Annotated in this window: 15 protein-coding genes, 2 tRNA genes and 1 riboswitch; of the genes, 11 read left to right on the top strand and 6 right to left on the bottom strand. The window is 69.6% G+C overall.

The features are described from left to right. Window positions 1–77 precede the first annotated feature (77 nt). The gene (locus Sru01_RS19775; protein WP_203988637.1) at window positions 78–1,382 is read left to right on the top strand and encodes a M50 family metallopeptidase; all 1,305 of its coding nucleotides are present in this window, start codon (window positions 78–80) and stop codon (window positions 1,380–1,382) included. Window positions 1,383–1,421: 39 nt separating this feature from the next. Then, the gene (locus tag Sru01_RS19770) at window positions 1,422–1,823 is read left to right on the top strand and encodes an MmcQ/YjbR family DNA-binding protein (protein WP_239137575.1); all 402 of its coding nucleotides are present in this window, start codon (window positions 1,422–1,424) and stop codon (window positions 1,821–1,823) included. Here Sru01_RS19770 and Sru01_RS19765 read toward each other — a convergent pair. From Sru01_RS19765 to Sru01_RS19755, 3 genes are all read right to left on the bottom strand, one after another. Further along, complete coding sequence (locus Sru01_RS19765) at window positions 1,820–2,758, bottom strand: VldE C-terminal domain-containing protein (protein WP_203988635.1); 939 nt, start codon at window positions 2,756–2,758, stop codon at window positions 1,820–1,822. The genes Sru01_RS19770 and Sru01_RS19765 overlap by 4 nt on opposite strands. A 34-nt stretch (window positions 2,759–2,792) precedes the next feature. Further along, window positions 2,793–2,930: riboswitch (cyclic di-AMP (ydaO/yuaA leader) on the bottom strand. A 73-nt stretch (window positions 2,931–3,003) separates the two neighbouring features. Then, window positions 3,004–4,071: a galactose-1-phosphate uridylyltransferase gene (gene galT, locus Sru01_RS19760; RefSeq protein WP_203988633.1), complete on the bottom strand. Its 1,068-nt coding sequence runs from the start codon at window positions 4,069–4,071 to the stop codon at window positions 3,004–3,006. Next, complete coding sequence (locus Sru01_RS19755) at window positions 4,068–4,868, bottom strand: DeoR/GlpR family DNA-binding transcription regulator (protein WP_203988631.1); 801 nt, start codon at window positions 4,866–4,868, stop codon at window positions 4,068–4,070. The genes galT and Sru01_RS19755 overlap by 4 nt, the downstream gene beginning before the upstream one ends. A gap of 186 nt (window positions 4,869–5,054) precedes the next feature. On the opposite strand from Sru01_RS19755, the gene Sru01_RS36610 reads away from it, so the two are divergent. Further along, on the top strand, window positions 5,055–5,132 hold the full coding sequence (locus tag Sru01_RS36610; RefSeq protein WP_373869531.1) for a 50S ribosomal protein bL37: 78 nt from the start codon (window positions 5,055–5,057) through the stop codon (window positions 5,130–5,132). A 44-nt stretch (window positions 5,133–5,176) separates the two neighbouring features. On the opposite strand, the gene Sru01_RS19750 is transcribed toward Sru01_RS36610, so the two are convergent. Both Sru01_RS19750 and Sru01_RS19745 read right to left on the bottom strand, forming a co-directional pair. Further along, entirely contained in the window at window positions 5,177–6,532 is a 1,356-nt protein-coding gene (locus Sru01_RS19750; RefSeq protein ID WP_203988628.1) for a dihydrolipoyl dehydrogenase family protein, read from the bottom strand. Between the two features lie 122 nt (window positions 6,533–6,654). Further along, window positions 6,655–6,725 (bottom strand) — tRNA-Gly (locus Sru01_RS19745). Between the two features lie 90 nt (window positions 6,726–6,815). Here Sru01_RS19745 and Sru01_RS19740 point away from each other — a divergent pair. Continuing rightward, window positions 6,816–6,889 (top strand) — tRNA-Pro (locus Sru01_RS19740). Between the two features lie 54 nt (window positions 6,890–6,943). Here Sru01_RS19740 and Sru01_RS19735 read toward each other — a convergent pair. Next, entirely contained in the window at window positions 6,944–7,429 is a 486-nt protein-coding gene (locus Sru01_RS19735) for an ATP-binding protein (protein ID WP_203988626.1), read from the bottom strand. Between the two features lie 288 nt (window positions 7,430–7,717). Between Sru01_RS19735 and Sru01_RS19730 the strand changes: the two genes are divergently transcribed. From Sru01_RS19730 to Sru01_RS19700, 7 genes are all read left to right on the top strand, one after another. Continuing rightward, complete coding sequence (locus tag Sru01_RS19730) at window positions 7,718–8,587, top strand: Sco1979 family transcriptional regulator (protein ID WP_203988624.1); 870 nt, start codon at window positions 7,718–7,720, stop codon at window positions 8,585–8,587. Window positions 8,588–8,791: 204 nt separating this feature from the next. Then, window positions 8,792–10,165 carry a trigger factor gene (gene tig, locus Sru01_RS19725; RefSeq protein WP_203988622.1) on the top strand — a complete coding sequence of 458 codons (1,374 nt, stop codon included), beginning with the start codon at window positions 8,792–8,794 and terminating at the stop codon, window positions 10,163–10,165. A gap of 156 nt (window positions 10,166–10,321) precedes the next feature. Then, window positions 10,322–11,914: a Na+/H+ antiporter gene (locus tag Sru01_RS19720; RefSeq protein WP_203988620.1), complete on the top strand. Its 1,593-nt coding sequence runs from the start codon at window positions 10,322–10,324 to the stop codon at window positions 11,912–11,914. Window positions 11,915–12,028: 114 nt separating this feature from the next. Beyond that, window positions 12,029–12,673 (top strand): ClpP family protease, encoded by a 645-nt coding sequence (locus tag Sru01_RS19715; RefSeq protein WP_203988618.1) that lies wholly within the window; start codon window positions 12,029–12,031, stop codon window positions 12,671–12,673. 11 nt (window positions 12,674–12,684) lie between these two features. Then, complete coding sequence (locus Sru01_RS19710) at window positions 12,685–13,329, top strand: ATP-dependent Clp protease proteolytic subunit (RefSeq protein WP_203988617.1); 645 nt, start codon at window positions 12,685–12,687, stop codon at window positions 13,327–13,329. Window positions 13,330–13,509: 180 nt separating this feature from the next. Further along, the gene (gene clpX, locus Sru01_RS19705; protein ID WP_203988615.1) at window positions 13,510–14,790 is read left to right on the top strand and encodes an ATP-dependent Clp protease ATP-binding subunit ClpX; all 1,281 of its coding nucleotides are present in this window, start codon (window positions 13,510–13,512) and stop codon (window positions 14,788–14,790) included. Window positions 14,791–15,007: 217 nt separating this feature from the next. Continuing rightward, entirely contained in the window at window positions 15,008–17,608 is a 2,601-nt protein-coding gene (locus Sru01_RS19700) for a valine--tRNA ligase (protein ID WP_203988612.1), read from the top strand. Window positions 17,609–17,899 lie beyond the last annotated feature (291 nt).

Raw genomic sequence — 17,899 nt, 5'->3', positions numbered from 1 at the left:
GCCGTCGCCGAGTTCGGTTACGCTCGGACCGGGCAAGGTAAACGGCAGCGTCTTCACCACGGGTTGGAGTAGCACCTATGAGCTGGCTCGTCGTGGCGGGGTTCCTGATCTTCTTCGTCGGCGCGATGGCGTCGATCGCGCTGCACGAGATCGGCCACCTGGTCCCGGCCAAGTACTTCGGCGTCAAGGTCACGCAGTACATGGTGGGTTTCGGTCCCACCATGTGGTCGCGGCGGCGAGGGGACACCGAGTACGGCTTCAAGTGGATCCCGATGGGCGGCTACATCCGCATGATCGGCATGCTGCCGCCCCGGCCGAGCGACGCCCCGAACCGGCTGCGGTCCGGCTCCACCGGCCCCTGGCAGAACCTGATCGAGAACGCCCGGCAGGTGTCGCTGGAGGAGATCCGCCCCGGCGACGAGGACCGCGTCTTCTACCGCAAGCCCTGGTGGCAGAAGCTCATCATCATGTCCGGTGGCCCGGCGATGAACTTCGTGCTGGCCTTCCTGCTGTTCGCCATCGTGCTGATGGGCTTCGGCATCCAGGTCTCCAAGCCGGTCGTGGCGTCGGTGTCGCGGTGCGTCATCACCGTCGCCGAGCAGGCCAAGGGGCAGAAATGCGATCCCAGGCATCCGGCGACGCCGGCGGTGGCGGCCGGGCTGAAGGCCGGCGACAAGATCGTCTCTGTTGGCGGGCGATCGGTGGCGACGTGGGAGGAGGCGACGACGCTGATCCGGGCGCACGGCGCGGGCCGGGTGGCCATCGGTGTCGAGCGCGCCGGCGGGCCGGTGACGCTGACCGCGAACCTCATCGCGCAGGACCGCCCGTCCCTGGACGACCCGACCAAGACCGAGCGGGTCGGCTTCCTCGGCGTGTCCCCGACGGTCGTCGTCGAGCGGCAGGGGCCCGGTGTCGTCGTGGTCCAAATGTGGGAGTTCACCAAGCGCACCGCGGTGGCGCTGACCCGCATCCCCGAGCGGCTGGTCGGGGTGTGGCAGGCGGCCTTCGGCGGGGCCGAGCGCGACCTCAACAGCCCGGTCAGCATCGTCGGCGCGGGCCGGATCGGCGGCGAGATCGCCGCGTCCTCCGCGCCCACCGAGAACAAGATCGCCGCACTGATCCAGCTGCTCGCCGGGGTGAACCTGGCCATCGGCTTGTTCAACCTCATCCCGCTGATGCCGCTGGACGGCGGGCAGATCGCCGGCGCCCTGTGGGAGGGGCTCAAGCGCGGCTACGCCCGGGTGCGCCGCCATCCGATGCCGGGATACGTGGACATCGCCAAGGCGCTGCCGCTGACCTACGCGATGGCCCTGGTGCTGCTGGTGATGGGCACCCTGCTCCTCTACGCCGACATCGTCAACCCGATCCGGCTGAACGGCTGACCGTTCTCGAACATCTGCTCGATGGCTTAGGGTGGCCCGGTGGAGACACCCGATCCGGCGGTGGCGCTGGCCGAACTCCGGCGACGCTGCCTGGCGCTGCCCGAGGCCGCCGAGCGGCCCAGCCACGGCGAGCCGAGCTGGTTCGTCGGCGGCAAGAAGTTGTTCGTCATGTTCGCCGACCATCATCACGACGATCGGCTGGCATTCTGGTGCGCGGCGCCGCCCGGCGCGCAGGAGGCCCTGGTCGCCGCGCACCCGGCCCGCTTCTTCCGCCCGCCCTATGTCGGGCACCGCGGCTGGCTCGGCGTCTACCTCGACGTGCCGGTCGACTGGGCCGAGATCGACGAGCTGGTCACCGAGGCGTTCCTGGCCGTCGCCCCGCGCAGGCTCGCCGCCCGTCTCGCCCGGCCCGGCGCGGGCGAGACGGCCGAGGACGGCTAGTACATCGAGATGTGCACGTGGTCGAAATGGTTGGCGGTGATGCCGCCGCGGTCGCTCATCCCGCGCCAGCCGGGGTAGCCGAGGTTGTAGATCCGCTGCTTGTAGATCACGTACTTGACGCCCAGCTTCGCGCCGTTCTTGATGGCCCAGGCGGAGATCTGGTCGCCGAGGGCGGACTGCGCGGCCGACGGCATCGCGCCGCCGGAGCTGAGCATGAAGTCGCAGGCGCGGCCGAGCGGGTGCTCCCCGCTGTTCTCGGCCCGGTAGCAGCCGACCGGGAAGGCCAGCCCGAACCGCGCCTTGATCTGCGCGCGCATCAGCCGGGTGCGCGCCGTAATGTTCTCGCCGCCGGTGGGCAGCTCGGGGGCCCAGCTGCCGTTGCCCTGCTTGCCGGGCGCGACCGGGACGAGCTTGTCCAGCCGCTCCTTGATCTGCGAGATCAGCTTCTCGGCGTCCTTGCGCCGCTCGGCCACCTCGGCGGCGTCATCGCCGAGCCGCCGGGTCAACTGCACGGCGGTGTCGGCGGCCGTGCGCCGGGCGTCGCGCACTCCGGCGTAGCCGGTGAGCCGGGCGGACTGCTCGGCCTGCAGCTGCTGCAGCATCGCCGCGCCGCCGTAGCCGGGGGCCATGACCTGGCCGATCGCGCCCAGGCCGCCCGCCTGGTAACGGAGCTGGGCGATGTCGCCCACCTGGTCCTCCGCGTCGGCGAGCTCGGCGTCGGCGGCCCGCAGCCGCTCGCGGGCCGCCTTCTCCGCCTTCTTGGCCTTGGCGACGTCGACGCGCTTGGCGTTGTATTCGGCGATCAGCTTGTCGACCTTCTTGCCGAGTGAGGCCAGTTGTGCCTTGAGTTGCTTTTCGCTGGGTTTGGGGGCGGCGTGGCCGGCCGATGCCGGGCCGAGCACGAGCCCGGCCACGGTCAGGGCGCCGGCCGTCACCGTGGCACAGCGACGACTGGTGGGGGGCAGGGCCCTCTCCTCTCCATCTGCCGGCCGGGTTAGCTGACGGGTTCGGGCTGGAGACGCCCTACCACCTGAGTGGATTCACCCCAAGAACCGAATGGGTCCCCGGCTCCCAGGCGGGGCACCTGGGATTAGGCGCCGGCCATAACGGCCGGTGTCGAAGGATGGTAATGGTAGATCCCTATTTAGCGCGACTTGACCAAGGCCAAGGCTCGGCAAGGTCAGCCGCGCAGCATGCGGGCCGCCTCCTCGGGACGCACGTCGTTGACGAACGCCCCCATCGCCGACTCCGAGCCGGCCAGATACTTGAGCTTGCCGGGCGCCCGCCGCACGCTGAACAGCTCCAGGTGCAGGTACGACAGGTCCCGTCCGGTGCGCACCGGTGCCTGGTGCCAGGCGGCGATGTAGGGCATGGCGACATCGAACATCGCGTCCAGCCGCCGCAGCACGCCGGTGTACAGCGGGCCGAAGGAGTCGCGCTCGGCGTCGGTCAGCGCGGGCAGGTCCGGCACCTGGCGATTCGGATAGATGTGCACCTCGAACGGCCATCGGGCCGCGGCCGGCACGAAGGCCGTCCAATGTTCGTCGGCCGCCACCACCCGGACCCGTGCCCGCCGCTCGGCGGCCAGCACGTCGGCGAACAGGTTGCCGCCGGTGCGCTCCCGGTGCCGTTCGGCCGAAGCCAGCATCCGGCGGGTGCGCGGCGTCACATACGGATAGCCGTAGATCTGACCGTGCGGGTGGTGCAGGGTGATACCGATCTCCGCGCCGCGGTTCTCGAAGCAGAACACCTGCTCGACGCCGGGGATGGCGGCCAGCTCGGTCGTCCGGTCCGCCCAGGCCGCCATCACCAGCGAGACCTGCTCGGGCGACAGCGCCGAGAAGGAGGAGTCGTGGTCGTCGGTGAAGCAGACGACCTCGCAGCGGCCGGTACCGGCCCGCACCTCGCCGAGCGCGCCGGTCGCCGAGAGCTCGACCGGCTCGGTGCTGAACGAGGGGAAGCGGTTCTCGAAGACGACGACGTCGTAGCCGGGGGCGGGGATCTCGGTCTGCCGGCCGGGCGCCGACGGGCACAGCGGGCACTGGTCGGCGGGAGGCAGGAACGTGCGGGTCTGCCGGTGGCCGGCCACCGCCACCCATTCGTCCAGGATCGGATCGTGGCGCATCTCGGAGGCGGGCGGGCGCGGCGGGAGCTCGCGGGTGTCGCGGACGCCGCGGCCGGCGGCGCCGTCACGGTCGAAATAGATCAGTTCGCGGTCGTCGGCCAGCCGGGTCGCGGTACGCCTCATCGGGCCACCGCCTCGGCCGGATCGGCCAGATCGGCGATCAGCACGTCGCAGGCCCGCTCGCCGAGCGCGATCCGGGCGTCCTCCGGCAGGCCGGGATCGCTGATCACCATGTCCGCGCGGTCGAGCGGGGCGATCGTGCTGATTCCCACGGTGGCCCACTTGGTGTGGTCGGCCAGCACGACCAGCCGCTGGGCGGCGTCGATCAGCTCGCGGTCGGTCTCGGCCTCCAGGATGTTCGGCGTGGTGAACCCGGCCTTGACGTGCATGCCGTGCACGCCGAGCATCAGGATGTCGACGTGCAGCGAGCGGACGGCGGCGACGGCCACCGGCCCCACCAGCGCGTCGGAGGGGGTACGGATCCCGCCGGTCAGCACCACGGTCTGGTCCGGACGGCCCGCGCGGTGCAGGACGTCGGCGGCGCGCATGCAGTTGGTGATCACGGTGAGCTCCGGAACCTCGGCCAGATGGCGGGCCAGTGCCCAGGTCGTCGTGCCCGCCGACAGGGCGACGGAGCTGCCCGGCCGTACCAGCTCGGCGGCACAGCGGGCGATCGCCTCCTTTTCGGCCTGCTGGCGCACCGACTTGGCCGCGAAGCCCGGCTCCTCGGTCGACCCCTTGCCGGTGGCGGTCGCGCCGCCGTGCACCTTCTCGATCAGCCCGCGTTCAGCCAGGACCTCGAGATCGCGGCGGATGGTCATGTCCGACACTCCGAGCTCGCGCACCAGGTCGGCCACCCGGGCCGCTCCCTGCCTGCGTACGCGCTCCAGGATCGCCTGCTGCCGTTGCTGGGCCAGCATCCTCACTCCTCTTTCACAAGTTCCCCCAAATTATTACATAGTTCACATCTGATCGTGTTGGAACATGCGCGCTCCGGATCAGGGCACGCTTTACCGTGACCGCGGTGAACGGTGACGTCACGGCCCTTGCCCGGGCGGCGCGGCGGGGTCACAGTGAGGACATCCATCCGGGAAGGGAGGCCCGACATGGCCCGGCGATCACGCAAGAACAGAGCACGCAAGAAGAAGAAGGCGAACCACGGCAAGCGGCCGGTCTCCCGCTGACGGCCCCGCCCCCGCCGGGAGTCGCCCCGGCGGGGGCCGGCCGCTCAGCCCAGTTCGCGCAGCGTGGCCTCCACGGCCCGATGGAAGGTCGGGTAGGCGTAGATCATCGTGCCGAGCTCGGCCAGCGGGATCCGGGCGTGCACGGCCAGAGTCAGCAGGCCGAGCACCTCGCCCCCGGACGGCCCGGCGCAGGTCGCGCCGACCAGCCGGCCGTCCGCCGCGACGAGCTTGACGAAGCCCTCGGCCCGGTGGATCCAGCCGCGGGCGGACGCCCCGATGTCGGTGACGGCGGTGCGCACGGTCATGCCCTGGTCGGTGGCCTGCCGTTCGGTCAGCCCGACCGCGCCGACCTCCGGATCGGTGAACGTCACCCGGGGCAACGCGTGGTAGGCAGCCGGTTCGGCCGGCTCCCCGAGAACGTCGGCGATCACCAACCGCGCCTGGTACATGGACACGTGGGTGAAGGCCCCCTTGCCCGTGACGTCGCCCAGCGCCCACAGGCCGTCGGCGGCCCGCATGCGCTCGTCCACGTCCAGGGCATGGGCCGACTCGTCCAGCCCGGCCGCCCCGACGCCGATCGCCGCCAGGTCGGACCGGCGGCCCGTCGCGACCAGCAACCGCTCGGCCCGATGGCTGCCGTTCTCCGTCATCACGGTGAACGCCGCCCCGTGGTGGTCCACCCGCGTCGCCGCGGTGCCGGTGCGCACGGTGATGCCTTCGGCGGTGAACACCTTCCCCAGCAGGTCGCCGGCCTCGGGCTCCTCACGCGACAGCAACCGCTCGCCGGCCTCCAGTACGGTCACCTCCGTGCCGAACCGCCGGAAGACCTGGGCCAGCTCGGCGCCGATCGCACCGCCGCCCAGGATGATCAGCGATTCCGGGACGCGCTCCGCCTCGATCGCCTCATGATTGGTCCAGAACGGCGTCCCGGCCAGGCCGGGGACCGGGGGCGCCGACGGCTGCGATCCGGTCGCCACCACCACGCCCCGCCGGGCGCGCAGCACGCGCTCGCCGTCCACGGTGACCTCTTTGGGCCCGGTCAGCCGGCCGCGTCCGCGAACCAGGGTGCCGCCCTTGCCGGTGAACCGGTCGGCGGCCACCTTGTCGTTCCAGTCGTCGGTCGCCTCCTCGCGGATGCGCCGGGCCACCGGCTCCCACCGGGGGGTCACCGCCGCCTCGCCGGCCATCCCGGGGATCCGCCGGGCCTCGGCCAGAAGATCCGCGGCGCGGATCATCATCTTGGACGGCACACATCCCCAATACGGGCACTCGCCGCCCACCAGGCCTGCCTCGACGCCCGCCACCGCCAGCCCCGCCTCGGCCAGCCGGCCCGCCACCTCCTCGCCGCCCGGTCCGAGGCCCAGGACGACGATGTCGAACTCTTCAACTCCCGCACTCATGGGAACTGTCGTGCCCCCGCCTCGCCCGCCCAACCCCGCCGGGTATGCGACGAAACGGGCGATGGGCCGAGAAAAAGGCCCAGGAGCGCGGCCGACGCTCTTACCTGGGCCTTCGTAGTGGGAGCGGACGACGGGAATCGAACCCGCGTAGCCAGTTTGGAAGACTGGGGCTCTACCATTGAGCTACGTCCGCGCGAGCCGGTCGAGGTCTGGTCTAGACTTCTCCCGTTCGACAGGACGTTAGCGTACCGGAGAATCCGAGTGCGTGAGCGGCCCGGCGTTCCGGGGTGTAGCGCAGCTTGGTAGCGCGCCTGCTTTGGGTGCAGGAGATCATCGGTTCAAATCCGGTCACCCCGACATGCTCTGAATCTGGCGGCCGACCCGCCGGCCGCCCGGTCCGGCCGCCGGCGCTCAGGCTCCGGCGTCGAAGATGGCCCACACGGCCTTGCCGCCGCCGTCGAGCGGGTCCCAGCCCCAGCAGGTGCTGTAGGTGTCGACGATGTAGAGGCCGCGGCCGTGCTCGGAGACGAAGTCGGGCTCCTTGGCCACCGGCGCCTCGTCGCTGGGGTCGGACACCGCGAGCAGCACGTGCGGTGCCAGGCGCAGCAACGTCAGGGTGATCGGGTGCTCGCCCGCGCGCACGATCGAGTGCCGGGTGTAGCGCACGGCGTTGGTCACGAGCTCGGAGACCACCAGGGCGGCGTCGTCGCCGATCTCCGGCAGGCCCCAGCCGCGCAGGGTGGTCCGGGTGACGTCGCGTGCCGTCTTGACCGAGTCGGCCTGAGGGCGCAGCGGGCAGCTGGTGGCGTCATGGCGGTTGCCGGATCTCATCAGGCTTCGGAAGCCCATCCGGCGGGTCAGCTCCAGGCATTGGGCCGCGGATACGGGCTCCAGCATCCTGCTGATACCTCCCGTGGTCATTGTCAGTCTCCGCAGCCTGTGGTCTCTTTATTGAGCTACCGCACGTTTAGCCCAATATGCACTAGGCCATCATGGGTCTAAATGCACCTCCGTGCAAGACCCAAATGCACGTGCAGTTGCGTCGTGCAGCGGCACTGAACGCCAGGTGTACGGTGCGTGCGGGGCGAGAGGTGATTCGGCGCAGCGACGCGCGTGCCAGACCTTGTCACGGGGGCCGGAAGTGGTGACACTGTGTTGGCTGGCCCGAGAAGATAAGGAGGCCGCATGCATCCGCTCCAGCCCGGATCCGGACCGACGGCCCTCCGTATCCTCCTGGGTTCCCAGTTGCGCCGCCTGCGCGAGCAAAAGGGCATTTCCCGGGAGGACGCCGGTCACCAGATCCGCGGCTCGGAATCCAAGATCAGCAGAATGGAGCTGGGCCGGGTCGGCTTCAAGGAACGCGACGTCGCCGACCTGCTGACCTTCTACGGCGTCGAGGACGCCGAGGCGCGGTCGGTGGTCATGAGCCTGCTACGGCAGGCCAACGAGCCTGGCTGGTGGCACCGCTTCAACGACCTGCTGCCCTCCTGGTTCCAGGCCTACGTCGGCCTGGAAGAGGCCGCGTCGCGCATCCGGACCTACGAGGTGCAGTTCGTTCCCGGCCTGCTGCAGACCAAGGAGTACGCCCGCGCCGTCATCACCGCGGGCGCGGCCGGCATCGGCTCGGCCGAGATCGCGCGCCGCGTCGACCTGCGGATGGAGCGCCAGCGGGTGCTGGACCGTCCCGGGGGGCCGATCTTCTGGGCCGTCATCGACGAGGCGGCGCTGCGCCGCCCGATCGGCGGCACCGACGTCATGCGCGGCCAGCTGGAGCACCTGATCGACCTGATGCGGTCATCGCGCATCACCATTCAGGTCATGCCGTTCAGTTTCGGCGGCCACAGCGCCGAGGGCGGGGCGTTCAGCATCCTGCGCTTCAACGACAGCGAGCTGCCCGACGTGGTCTACGTCGAGCAGCTGGCCAGCGCCCTCTACCTCGACAAACGCGACGAGGTGGACCGTTACAGCGAGGTCATGGAACGGCTGTGCGCGGTGAGCACCACGCCGGAGGAGACCGTCGACATCCTGCAGAAGATCATCTCTGAGAGATTCTGACGCCTGTCGGTGGCACCGAAGGTGCCCGCCTGCCCTAGACTGGCATGCGGCGCTGGACACCCGCCACAGTTGAGCACGCCACCAGTCGTGTCCGTTGGCCCGTGCACCGGCCGCCCATGTGGGCGCGGCGCGCGAGCATGTCGCGGTAGCCGTACGGCATGACGCGCCCGCGATCACCAGTAGCTTGATCAAGGAGACCACCCCGTGAAGACCGCTGTCGAGGAGTTGAGCCCGACCCGGGTCAAGCTCACCGTCGAGGTGCCGTTCGAGGAGCTCGAGCCGAGCATGCAGGCGGCGTACAAGAAGGTCGCGCAGCAGGTGCGCGTGCCCGGATTCCGCCCCGGCAAGGTACCCGCCCGCATCATCGAGCAGCGCTTCGGCCGCGCGGTGGTCCTGGAGGAGACGCTCAACGAGGCGCTGCCCAAGCTCTACGGCCAAGCCGTGGACGAGAGCGACGTCTTCCCGGTGAGCCAGCCGGAGATCGAGGTCACCAAGATCGATGATGGCAAGGAGGTGGAGTTCACCGCGGAGGTGGACGTCCGCCCGGCCTTCGACATCCCCGACTACGAGGGCATGGAGATCACCGTGCCCTCGGCCGAGGTGTCCGACGAGGACATCGACACCCAGATCGACGCGCTGCGCCAGCGTTTCGCCACCCTGACCGGCGTGGAGCGCCCGGCCGCGGCCGGCGACTACGTGGTCATGGACCTCGCGGCCACCATCGACGGCAAGAACATCGAGGAGCAGCAGGCCTCCGACGTCTCCTACGAGGTCGGCGCCGGCTCGGTGCTCCAGGGTCTGGACGACGCGCTGGTCGGCATGGCGGCCGGTGACGAGAAGGTCTTCACCACGACGCTCGTCGGTGGTGAGAACGCCGGCGAGGAGGCCGACGTCACCATCACCGTCAAGAGCGTCAAGGAGAAGGTCCTGCCCGAGCTCGACGACGAGTTCGCCGGCCTGGCCAGCGAGTTCGACACCCTTGAGGAGCTCCGGGCGAGCCTGCGCGAGCAGGCCCGGCGCAACAAGCTGGTCGAGCAGGTCGTCGAGGCCCGCGAGCGTGCGCTGACCGCGGTGCTCGACAAGATCGACATTCCGCTGCCGGACAGCGCGGTCAAGGCCGAGCTCGACGCGCGTAAGCACAACCTCGAGCACCAGATCGCCGAGAGCGGCCTCAGCCGCGAGGCGTTCTTCCGCCTCTACCAGACGACGGAGGAGGAGCGGTTCGCCGAGTTCGAGGAGAACGCCCGCAAGGCGATCAAGACCGGCTTCCTGCTCGACAAGATCGTCAAGCGCGAGGAGCTCGGGGTCAACGAGCAGGAGCTGACCGGCTTCGTGGTGCGCCGTGCCGCGCAGATGGGCGTCGCGCCCAACACGCTGGCCCAGCACCTGGCCGACAACGACCAGCTCACGCTGGCCATGGTCGAGATCGTCCGCGAGAAGGCCAAGTCCGTGATCGGTGACGCCGTCAAGGTGACCGACGAGAGCGGCACCGAGGTGGACCTCAAGGCGATCTACGCCCAGCTCAACGAGGACGACGACGCCGAGCGGCCCGCGGAGGCCGCAGCCGCCGCGGAGTGACGCACGCGGCGCCCTGCCCGGCGCCGCCCGCCCGATGCCCCGCCGCCTGCCGCGCGCGCGGGGCATCGGCCGTTTCCCGGCCGGCCGCCATCCGTAATTGGGGTGTTTCTGGTGGCATTCCGGGCACGTCCTCGTCATGTCGGTACGAAACGCGCGATGATCACGGAGTATCTGATCATCGCGGCGGTCATCGCGGTGATCATCCTGACCGGGCAGGCGACGGCCCGATGGGCCGGCGTCCCCAGCGCCATCCCGCTGGTGCTGTTCGGCGCCGGCGCCGGCTTCCTTCCCGTCATGGCCGAGGCGGTGGTGCCGCCGGACGTCATCCTCAACCTCTACCTGCCGCTGCTGGTCTACCACGCCGCCTTTCTCACCGCGCCTCGGGAGACCAGGCGTGACGCGGTGCCGATCTCGGCGCTGGCCTTCGGACTGACCTGCGTGACCGCGATCGCGGTCGCGGGCGCCGTTCAGATCTCGGTGCCCGCCATCGGCTGGGCTGCGGCCCTGGCCCTCGGCGCGGCCGTCGCACCCACCGACCCGGTGTCGGCCACCTCGATCATGCAGCGGGTCGGGGCGCCGCGCCGGATGGTGACCATCCTGGAGGGCGAGAGCCTGGTCAACGACGCGGTGGCACTGACCCTGTTCGGCCTCGCCATCACCGCGCTCAGCGAGAAGATCACCCTGGCCGCGGGCGGGCTGATGCTGCTGCGAGTGGTGGTCGGCGGCGTGCTCTATGGTCTGCTGGTCGGCTGGCTGATCGCCCGGATCAGGCGGCGGATCGTCGACACCGGCGCGCAGATCGTGGTGTCGCTCGTCACGCCCTTCCTGGCCTATCTGCCGGCCGAGCACTTCGGCATGTCCGGCGTGCTCGCCACGGTCACCACCGGCTTCTATCTGGGCACCCGTGCCAACGGCCTGCTCCAGCCGAAATCCAGGCTCGCGGGGACGGCCTTCTGGGACGTCCTGGCGTTCCTGCTGGAGTCCAGCCTGTTCGTGCTGCTCGGCCTGGAGTTGCGCCAGGTGCTGGCCGCGGTGTCGGACTACTCGGCCGCCGCGCTGGCCGGCGCCGCCGTGCTGATCATCGGTGTGGTGGTGCTCGTGCGGCCGTTGTGGACGCTGGCCGCCTTCCCCCTGGTCACCCGGATGACCGGCCGCCACCTGTCGTTCGAGCATGTCGGCCGGGCCCAACGCCTGGTCATGGGCTGGGCCGGCATGCGCGGGGCGATCACCCTGGGCATCGCCCTGTCCATTCCGATGACCGTGCCGCACCGACCGCTACTGATCTTCTTGGCCGCTGCGGTGGTGCTGGCCACCCTGCTCGGCCAGGCCACCACCCTCGGCCCACTGCTGCGCCGTCTCGGTCTCGGCGAGTCGGGAAGGACAGTGGTAGAGGAGGCCCGGGCTCGGGAGGCCATCGTGGAGGCGGCCGTGGCCCGGCTGGACGACCTCACCGCCGGCGGTGAGGTGGACGAGCACACCGCGCAGGTTTACCGCCAGCTGCTCGAACTGCGACTGGACAAGGTACGGGCGTTCCTCGGCGATACCGGCACCTCACCGCAGGAGCCGATGTCGAGCGCCGGGACCCGGCCGGGCACCGCGGGCGCGGGGTTGCGCCGGCGTCTCGCTCAGGCCCAGCGAGAGAGGCTGGAGGAGCTCTATCGCAAGGGCAAGGTCAGTGCGGACATCCGGCGGCGCCTGATCCACGAGCTCGATCTCGACGCCCACCGGCGTTCGGCGAGCGCCCACTGAACCGGCCCACCTGCGCCGTCAGCGAACAGCAGGAGGACCGGGCATGACCGGTCGGCGGCGCGCGTTAAGGTCACAAGCAAGCCCATTGATTACGACGCATCGGAAGGTGACGCTGTGACCAGCCCGCCGACCTCTTTCCCGCCCGCCAGCTTCGGGCCGGAGTCGCGCGGCCGTGAGAACGGCGCGTACCGGCTTGAGGACCAGCTATACAACCGTCTGCTGCGCGAGCGCATCGTCGTGCTCGGCAGCCAGGTGGACGACGAGGTCGCCAACCGTATCTGCGCAGAGCTGCTGTTGCTGGCCGCCGACGACGCCAATCGGGACATCTGGTTGTACATCAACTCTCCAGGCGGTTCGGTCACGGCCGGCATGGCGATCTACGACATGATGGAGTACGTGCCGAACGACGTGTGCACCGTCGCGATGGGCCTGGCCGCCTCGATGGGGCAGTTCCTGCTCTGCGCGGGCGCGGCGGGCAAGCGTTACGCGCTGCCGCACGCGCGGATCATGATGCACCAGCCCTCCGGCGGCATCGGCGGCACCGCGGCCGACATCGCGATCCAGGCCGAGCAGATGCTCTACGTGAAGAAGACCCTGGCCGAGCGCATCGCCGCCCACACCGGACAGCCGCTCGCGCAGATCGAGAAGGACTCCGACCGCGACCGCTGGTTCACGGCGGAGGAGGCCATGGAATACGGCTTCATCGACCAAGTCGTGCGCAGCGCGCGGCAGGTGCCCTCCGAGGGCGCCGTCTCCTGAAGGGGCAACTCGTGAGTGATCTGATCCGGCCGGGAGACATCAACGGCCGCTACATCATCCCCTCGTTCGTCGAGCGCACGACGTACGGCGTCAAGGAGATGAACCCGTACAACAAGCTCTTCGAGGACCGCATCATCTTCCTCGGGGTGCAGATCGACGACGCGTCGGCCAACGACGTGATGGCCCAGCTGCTGACGCTCGAGTCGCTCGACCCCGACCGTGACATCAGCATCTACATCAACTCGCCGGGCGGTTCGTTCACCGCCATGACGGCGATCTACGACACGATGCAGTTCGTCCGGCCGGAGATCCAGACCGTGTGCCTCGGCCAGGCCGCGTCGGCGGCGGCGATCCTGCTGGCCGGCGGCACGCCGGGCAAGCGGTTCGCGCTGCCGAACGCCCGGATGCTGATCCACCAGCCGTCCACCGAGGGCGGCGGCCAGGGCAGTGACATCGAGATCCAGGCGCGCGAGATCCTGCGGATGCGCGCGCTGATGGAGGAGATCGTCGCCAGGCACTCCAACAAGGCGCCGGAGGAGGTCCGCGCCGACATCGAGCGTGACAAGATCCTCACGGCCGACGAGGCCAAGGCCTACGGCCTGATCGACGACATCATCCCCTCACGGAAGAAGCGCGCCCAAGCCGTGGCTTCCTGAGGACGCGGATCGCACCGGAACGGTGCCCAATTGGGCACGTTCCGGTGCGACTCACCGCTAGGGGGCACACTGAGGGCCCAGAAGACGGTAACGTCGAAACCTGAGCGGGATGACTTTTCGGACCGAGTCCGCAAGATTCGGATCGCGGAGCAGGCGGTCCCACGCAAAGGAGTATCTGGGGTGGCACGCATCGGCGACGGCGGAGACCTGCTGAAGTGCTCGTTCTGCGGTAAGAGCCAGAAGCAAGTCAAGAAGCTCATCGCCGGACCAGGCGTCTACATCTGCGATGAGTGCATCGATCTCTGCAACGAGATCATCGAGGAGGAGCTCTCCGAGTCCTCAGAGCTCAAGTGGGACAGTCTGCCCAAGCCGCGCGAGATCTACGAGTTCCTCGACGCCTACGTCATCGGACAGGACAAGGCGAAGAAGGCGCTCTCCGTCGCGGTCTACAACCACTACAAGCGGGTCCAGTCCGGCGAACGCGGCCGGGACGACGGCCTGGAGTTGGCGAAGTCCAACATCCTGCTGCTCGGCCCGACGGGTTCGGGTAAGACCCTGCTGGCGCAGACGCTGGCCAAGATGCTCAACGTCCCGTTCGCCATCGCGGACGCCACCGCCCTCACCGAGGCGGGCTACGTGGGCGAGGACGTCGAGAACATCCTGCTCAAGCTGATCCAGGCCGCCGACTATGACGTCAAGAAGGCCGAGACGGGCATCATCTACATCGACGAGGTCGACAAGATAGCCCGCAAGAGCGAGAACCCCTCGATCACCCGGGACGTCTCTGGCGAGGGCGTGCAGCAGGCACTGCTGAAGATCCTGGAGGGCACCACCGCCTCGGTTCCGCCGCAGGGCGGGCGCAAGCACCCGCACCAGGAGTTCATCCAGATCGACACCACCAACGTCCTGTTCATCTGCGGTGGTGCCTTCGCCGGCCTCGAGAAGATCATCGAGTCGCGCATCGGTAAGAAGGGCATCGGCTTCAACGCGATCATCCACTCCAAGGACGAGGTGGACACCTCGGACATCTTCGGCGACGTCATGCCGGAGGACCTGCTGAAGTTCGGCATGATCCCCGAGTTCGTCGGTCGGTTGCCCGTGATCACCAGCGTGCACAACCTGGACCGCGAGGCCCTCATCCAGATCCTGACCGAGCCGAAGAACGCCCTGGTCAAGCAGTACCGCCGGCTGTTCGAGCTCGACAACGTCGAGCTGGAGTTCAGCGACGACGCCCTGGAGGCCATCGCCGACCAGGCGATCCTTCGGGGTACCGGAGCCCGCGGCCTGCGCGCGATCATGGAAGAGGTCCTCCTCTCGGTGATGTACGAGGTGCCCTCCCGTGAGGACGTGGCACGGGTCGTCATCACCCGGGAGTCGGTGCTGGAGCACGTCAACCCGACCCTGGTGCCCCGCGACCAGATCGCCAAGCAGCAGCGGCCGCCACGGGAGAAGTCCGCCTGATTCGACGGCGCGCCGCCGCCCGGCCCTCGCCGCGTGACCATGGACGGCTCCACCGTCCTGGGTCACGCGGCTCTTTCGTGCCCGCGGCCGTAGCGCTGGGTGACCGGATCGTCGAGGCATGCGTACTTAATGCGGGTTACCGCGATCCTGTGGCCGAATGCCAGGTTAGTGATGCGGGCCGATATTCGACGCGGGGCACGTGTCACCATCCCTACAATTGGTTACCGTGACAACGCCAGAGCTGCCCACCCAGTACGCACCCGCCGACGTCGAGACCCACAGCTACCAGCGCTGGGTCGCGGAGGGCTACTTCACGGCGGATGTAGGCAGCGACCGCGAGCCGTACACCATCGTGCTGCCCCCGCCGAACGTCACCGGCGTGCTGCACATCGGCCACGCCCTCGACCACTCCATCCAGGACGCGCTGACCAGGCGGGCTCGTATGCGGGGCCTGGAGACGCTCTGGCTGCCCGGCATGGACCACGCCGGCATCGCGACCCAGAACGTCGTGGAGCGCGAGCTGGCCAAGGAGGGGCTCTCCCGGCACGACCTCGGCCGTGAGGCGTTCGTGGAGCGCGTGTGGCGCTGGAAGGAGGAGTCCGGCGGCCGCATCCTCGGGCAGATGGTCAAGCTCGGCGACGGCGTCGACTGGTCGCGCGAGCGCTTCACCATGGACGAAGGCCTGTCGCGCGCCGTTCAGACCATCTTCAAGCGGCTGTTCGACGACGGGCTCATCTATCGGGCCGAGCGCATCATCAACTGGTGCCCCCGCTGCCTGACCGCGCTGTCCGACATCGAGGTCGACCACTCCGAGGACGAGGGCGAGCTCGTCTCGATCCGCTACGGCGAGGGCGAGGCGTCCATCGTGGTCGCCACTACCCGGGCCGAGACGATGCTGGGCGACACGGCGGTGGCCGTGCACCCGTCCGACGAGCGGTACGCCCATCTGGTCGGCACCACCGTCGAGGTGCCGCTCACCGGCCGCCGGATCCCGGTCGTGGCCGACGAGCACGTGGACCCGGAGTTCGGCACCGGCGCGGTGAAGGTCACTCCCGCGCACGACATCAACGACTTCGAGATCGGCCGCCGACACGGCCTCCCGTCTCTGGTGATCTTGGACGAGCGCGGCGTCATCACCGCGCACGGGCCGTTCGAAGGGCTCGACCGCTTCGAGGCCCGGCCCGCCGTGGTGGCCGCGTTGCGCGCCGAGGGGCGCATCGTCGCCGAACGGCGCCCCTATCTGCACTCCGTCGGCCACTGCTCGCGGTGCAAGACGGTCGTGGAGCCGAGACTGTCGCTCCAGTGGTTCGTCAACGTGCAGCCGCTCGCCAAGGCGGCCGGCGACGCGGTGCGCGACGGCCGCACCCGCATCCACCCGCCCGAGCTCGCCAAGCGCTACTTCGACTGGGTCGACGACATGCACGACTGGTGCATCTCGCGGCAGCTGTGGTGGGGGCACCGCATCCCGGTCTGGTACGGACCGGACGGCGAGACGGTGTGCGTCGGCCCGGACGAGGAGCCGCCGCCCGGCTACGTCCAGGACCCGGACGTGCTGGACACCTGGTTCTCCTCGGGCCTGTGGCCGTTCTCCACGCTGGGCTGGCCCGACCGCACCGCCGACCTCGCGCGCTTCTACCCGACGACCGTCCTGGTCACCGGATACGACATCCTGTTCTTCTGGGTGGCCCGCATGATGATGTTCGGCCTCTACGCGATGGACGGCGTGCCGCCGTTCCAGACCGTGGCGCTGCACGGGATCGTCCGCGACCAGTACGGCAAGAAGATGTCGAAGTCCACCGGGAACGCGGTGGACCCGCTCGACTGGATCTCCCGGTACGGCGCGGACGCCACCCGGTTCACCCTGCTGCGCGGTGCGAGCCCCGGTTCGGACGTCGCCATCAGCGAGGACTGGGCGGCCGGTTCGCGCAACTTCTGCAACAAGATCTGGAACGCCACCCGGTTCGCGCTGATGAACGGCGCCTCGGTCGCGGCGCCGCTGCCCGCCCCGGCCGAGCTCACCGTGGCCGACCGCTGGATCCTTTCCCGGCTCACCGCGGTCACCGGGGCGATCGACGCCGGCTACGACGACTTCGAGTTCGCCAAGATCTCCGATCAGCTCTACCACTTCGCGTGGGACGAGGTCTGCGACTGGTACGTCGAGCTGGCCAAGATCCAGATCGCCTCGGGTGGTGACGTCGCCGAGCGCACCCGGCTGGTGCTGGGGCATGTCTTCGACGCCTTGCTGCGGCTGTTGCATCCGCTGGTGCCCTTCGTCACCGAGGAGCTCTGGCGTGCGCTGACCGGCGGTGACTCTGTCATGAAGGCCGCCTGGCCGTCGCCGTCCGAGGCCTACGCGGACCGGCCGGCCGAGGAAGAGATCGCCGCCCTGCAGGAGCTGATCACGGAGGTGCGGCGTTTCCGGGCCGATCAGGGGCTCAAGCCCGGGCAGCGGGTCGCCGCCCGGCTCAGCCTGACCGGAACCGCGCTGCCCGCGCACGAGCCGGCCATTCGCACCTTGCTGCGCCTGGACGAACCGTCGGAGGGCTTCACCGCCACCGCGCGGCTCGCACTCGGCGCGGGCGAGATCGAACTGGACACCGCGGGCACCATCGATGTCGCGGCCGAGCGCAAGCGGCTGGAGAAGGACCTGGCAGGCGCCCGGAAGGAGGCCGCTCAGGCGGCGGGCAAGCTCGGCAACGAGCAGTTCATGGCCAAGGCGCCGGATGAAGTGGTGGCCAAGGTGCGGGCCCGCGCGCTGCAGGCCGATGCCGACATCGCCCGGCTGGAAGGCCAGCTGGCCGCGCTGCCGGCGGCCTGACGTCGATCCTCGGGCAGCCCGCGACCACCGTCTGGTCGCGGGCTGCCCCTTTCCACTAGTGGCGAGGTTTGACCTCTGGTTGCCGGGGAAAGAGACCCGACTTGTGCATCGCGGCCTCCGAGCGGTGCTAGAGTTCTGTCTCGCAGGCAGCGCCACCCGGCGGCTCGCAGAGTCACCGGACCGGGAGCCATACGGATTCCGGATCTGGCCTCCTGCACCCTCCTCGTACGATCCTCGATCGGGCGTCCGTCGCGATTTGACGTGATCCGTTCGGATGGGTAAGTTCGCGGA

This window comes from Sphaerisporangium rufum (genome assembly GCF_016863395.1).
In the GTDB taxonomy this organism is placed as follows: domain Bacteria; phylum Actinomycetota; class Actinomycetes; order Streptosporangiales; family Streptosporangiaceae; genus Sphaerisporangium; species Sphaerisporangium rufum.
Note: the sequence above shows the minus strand (reverse complement) of the source record. Positions and strands in the feature narration are given on the sequence as shown.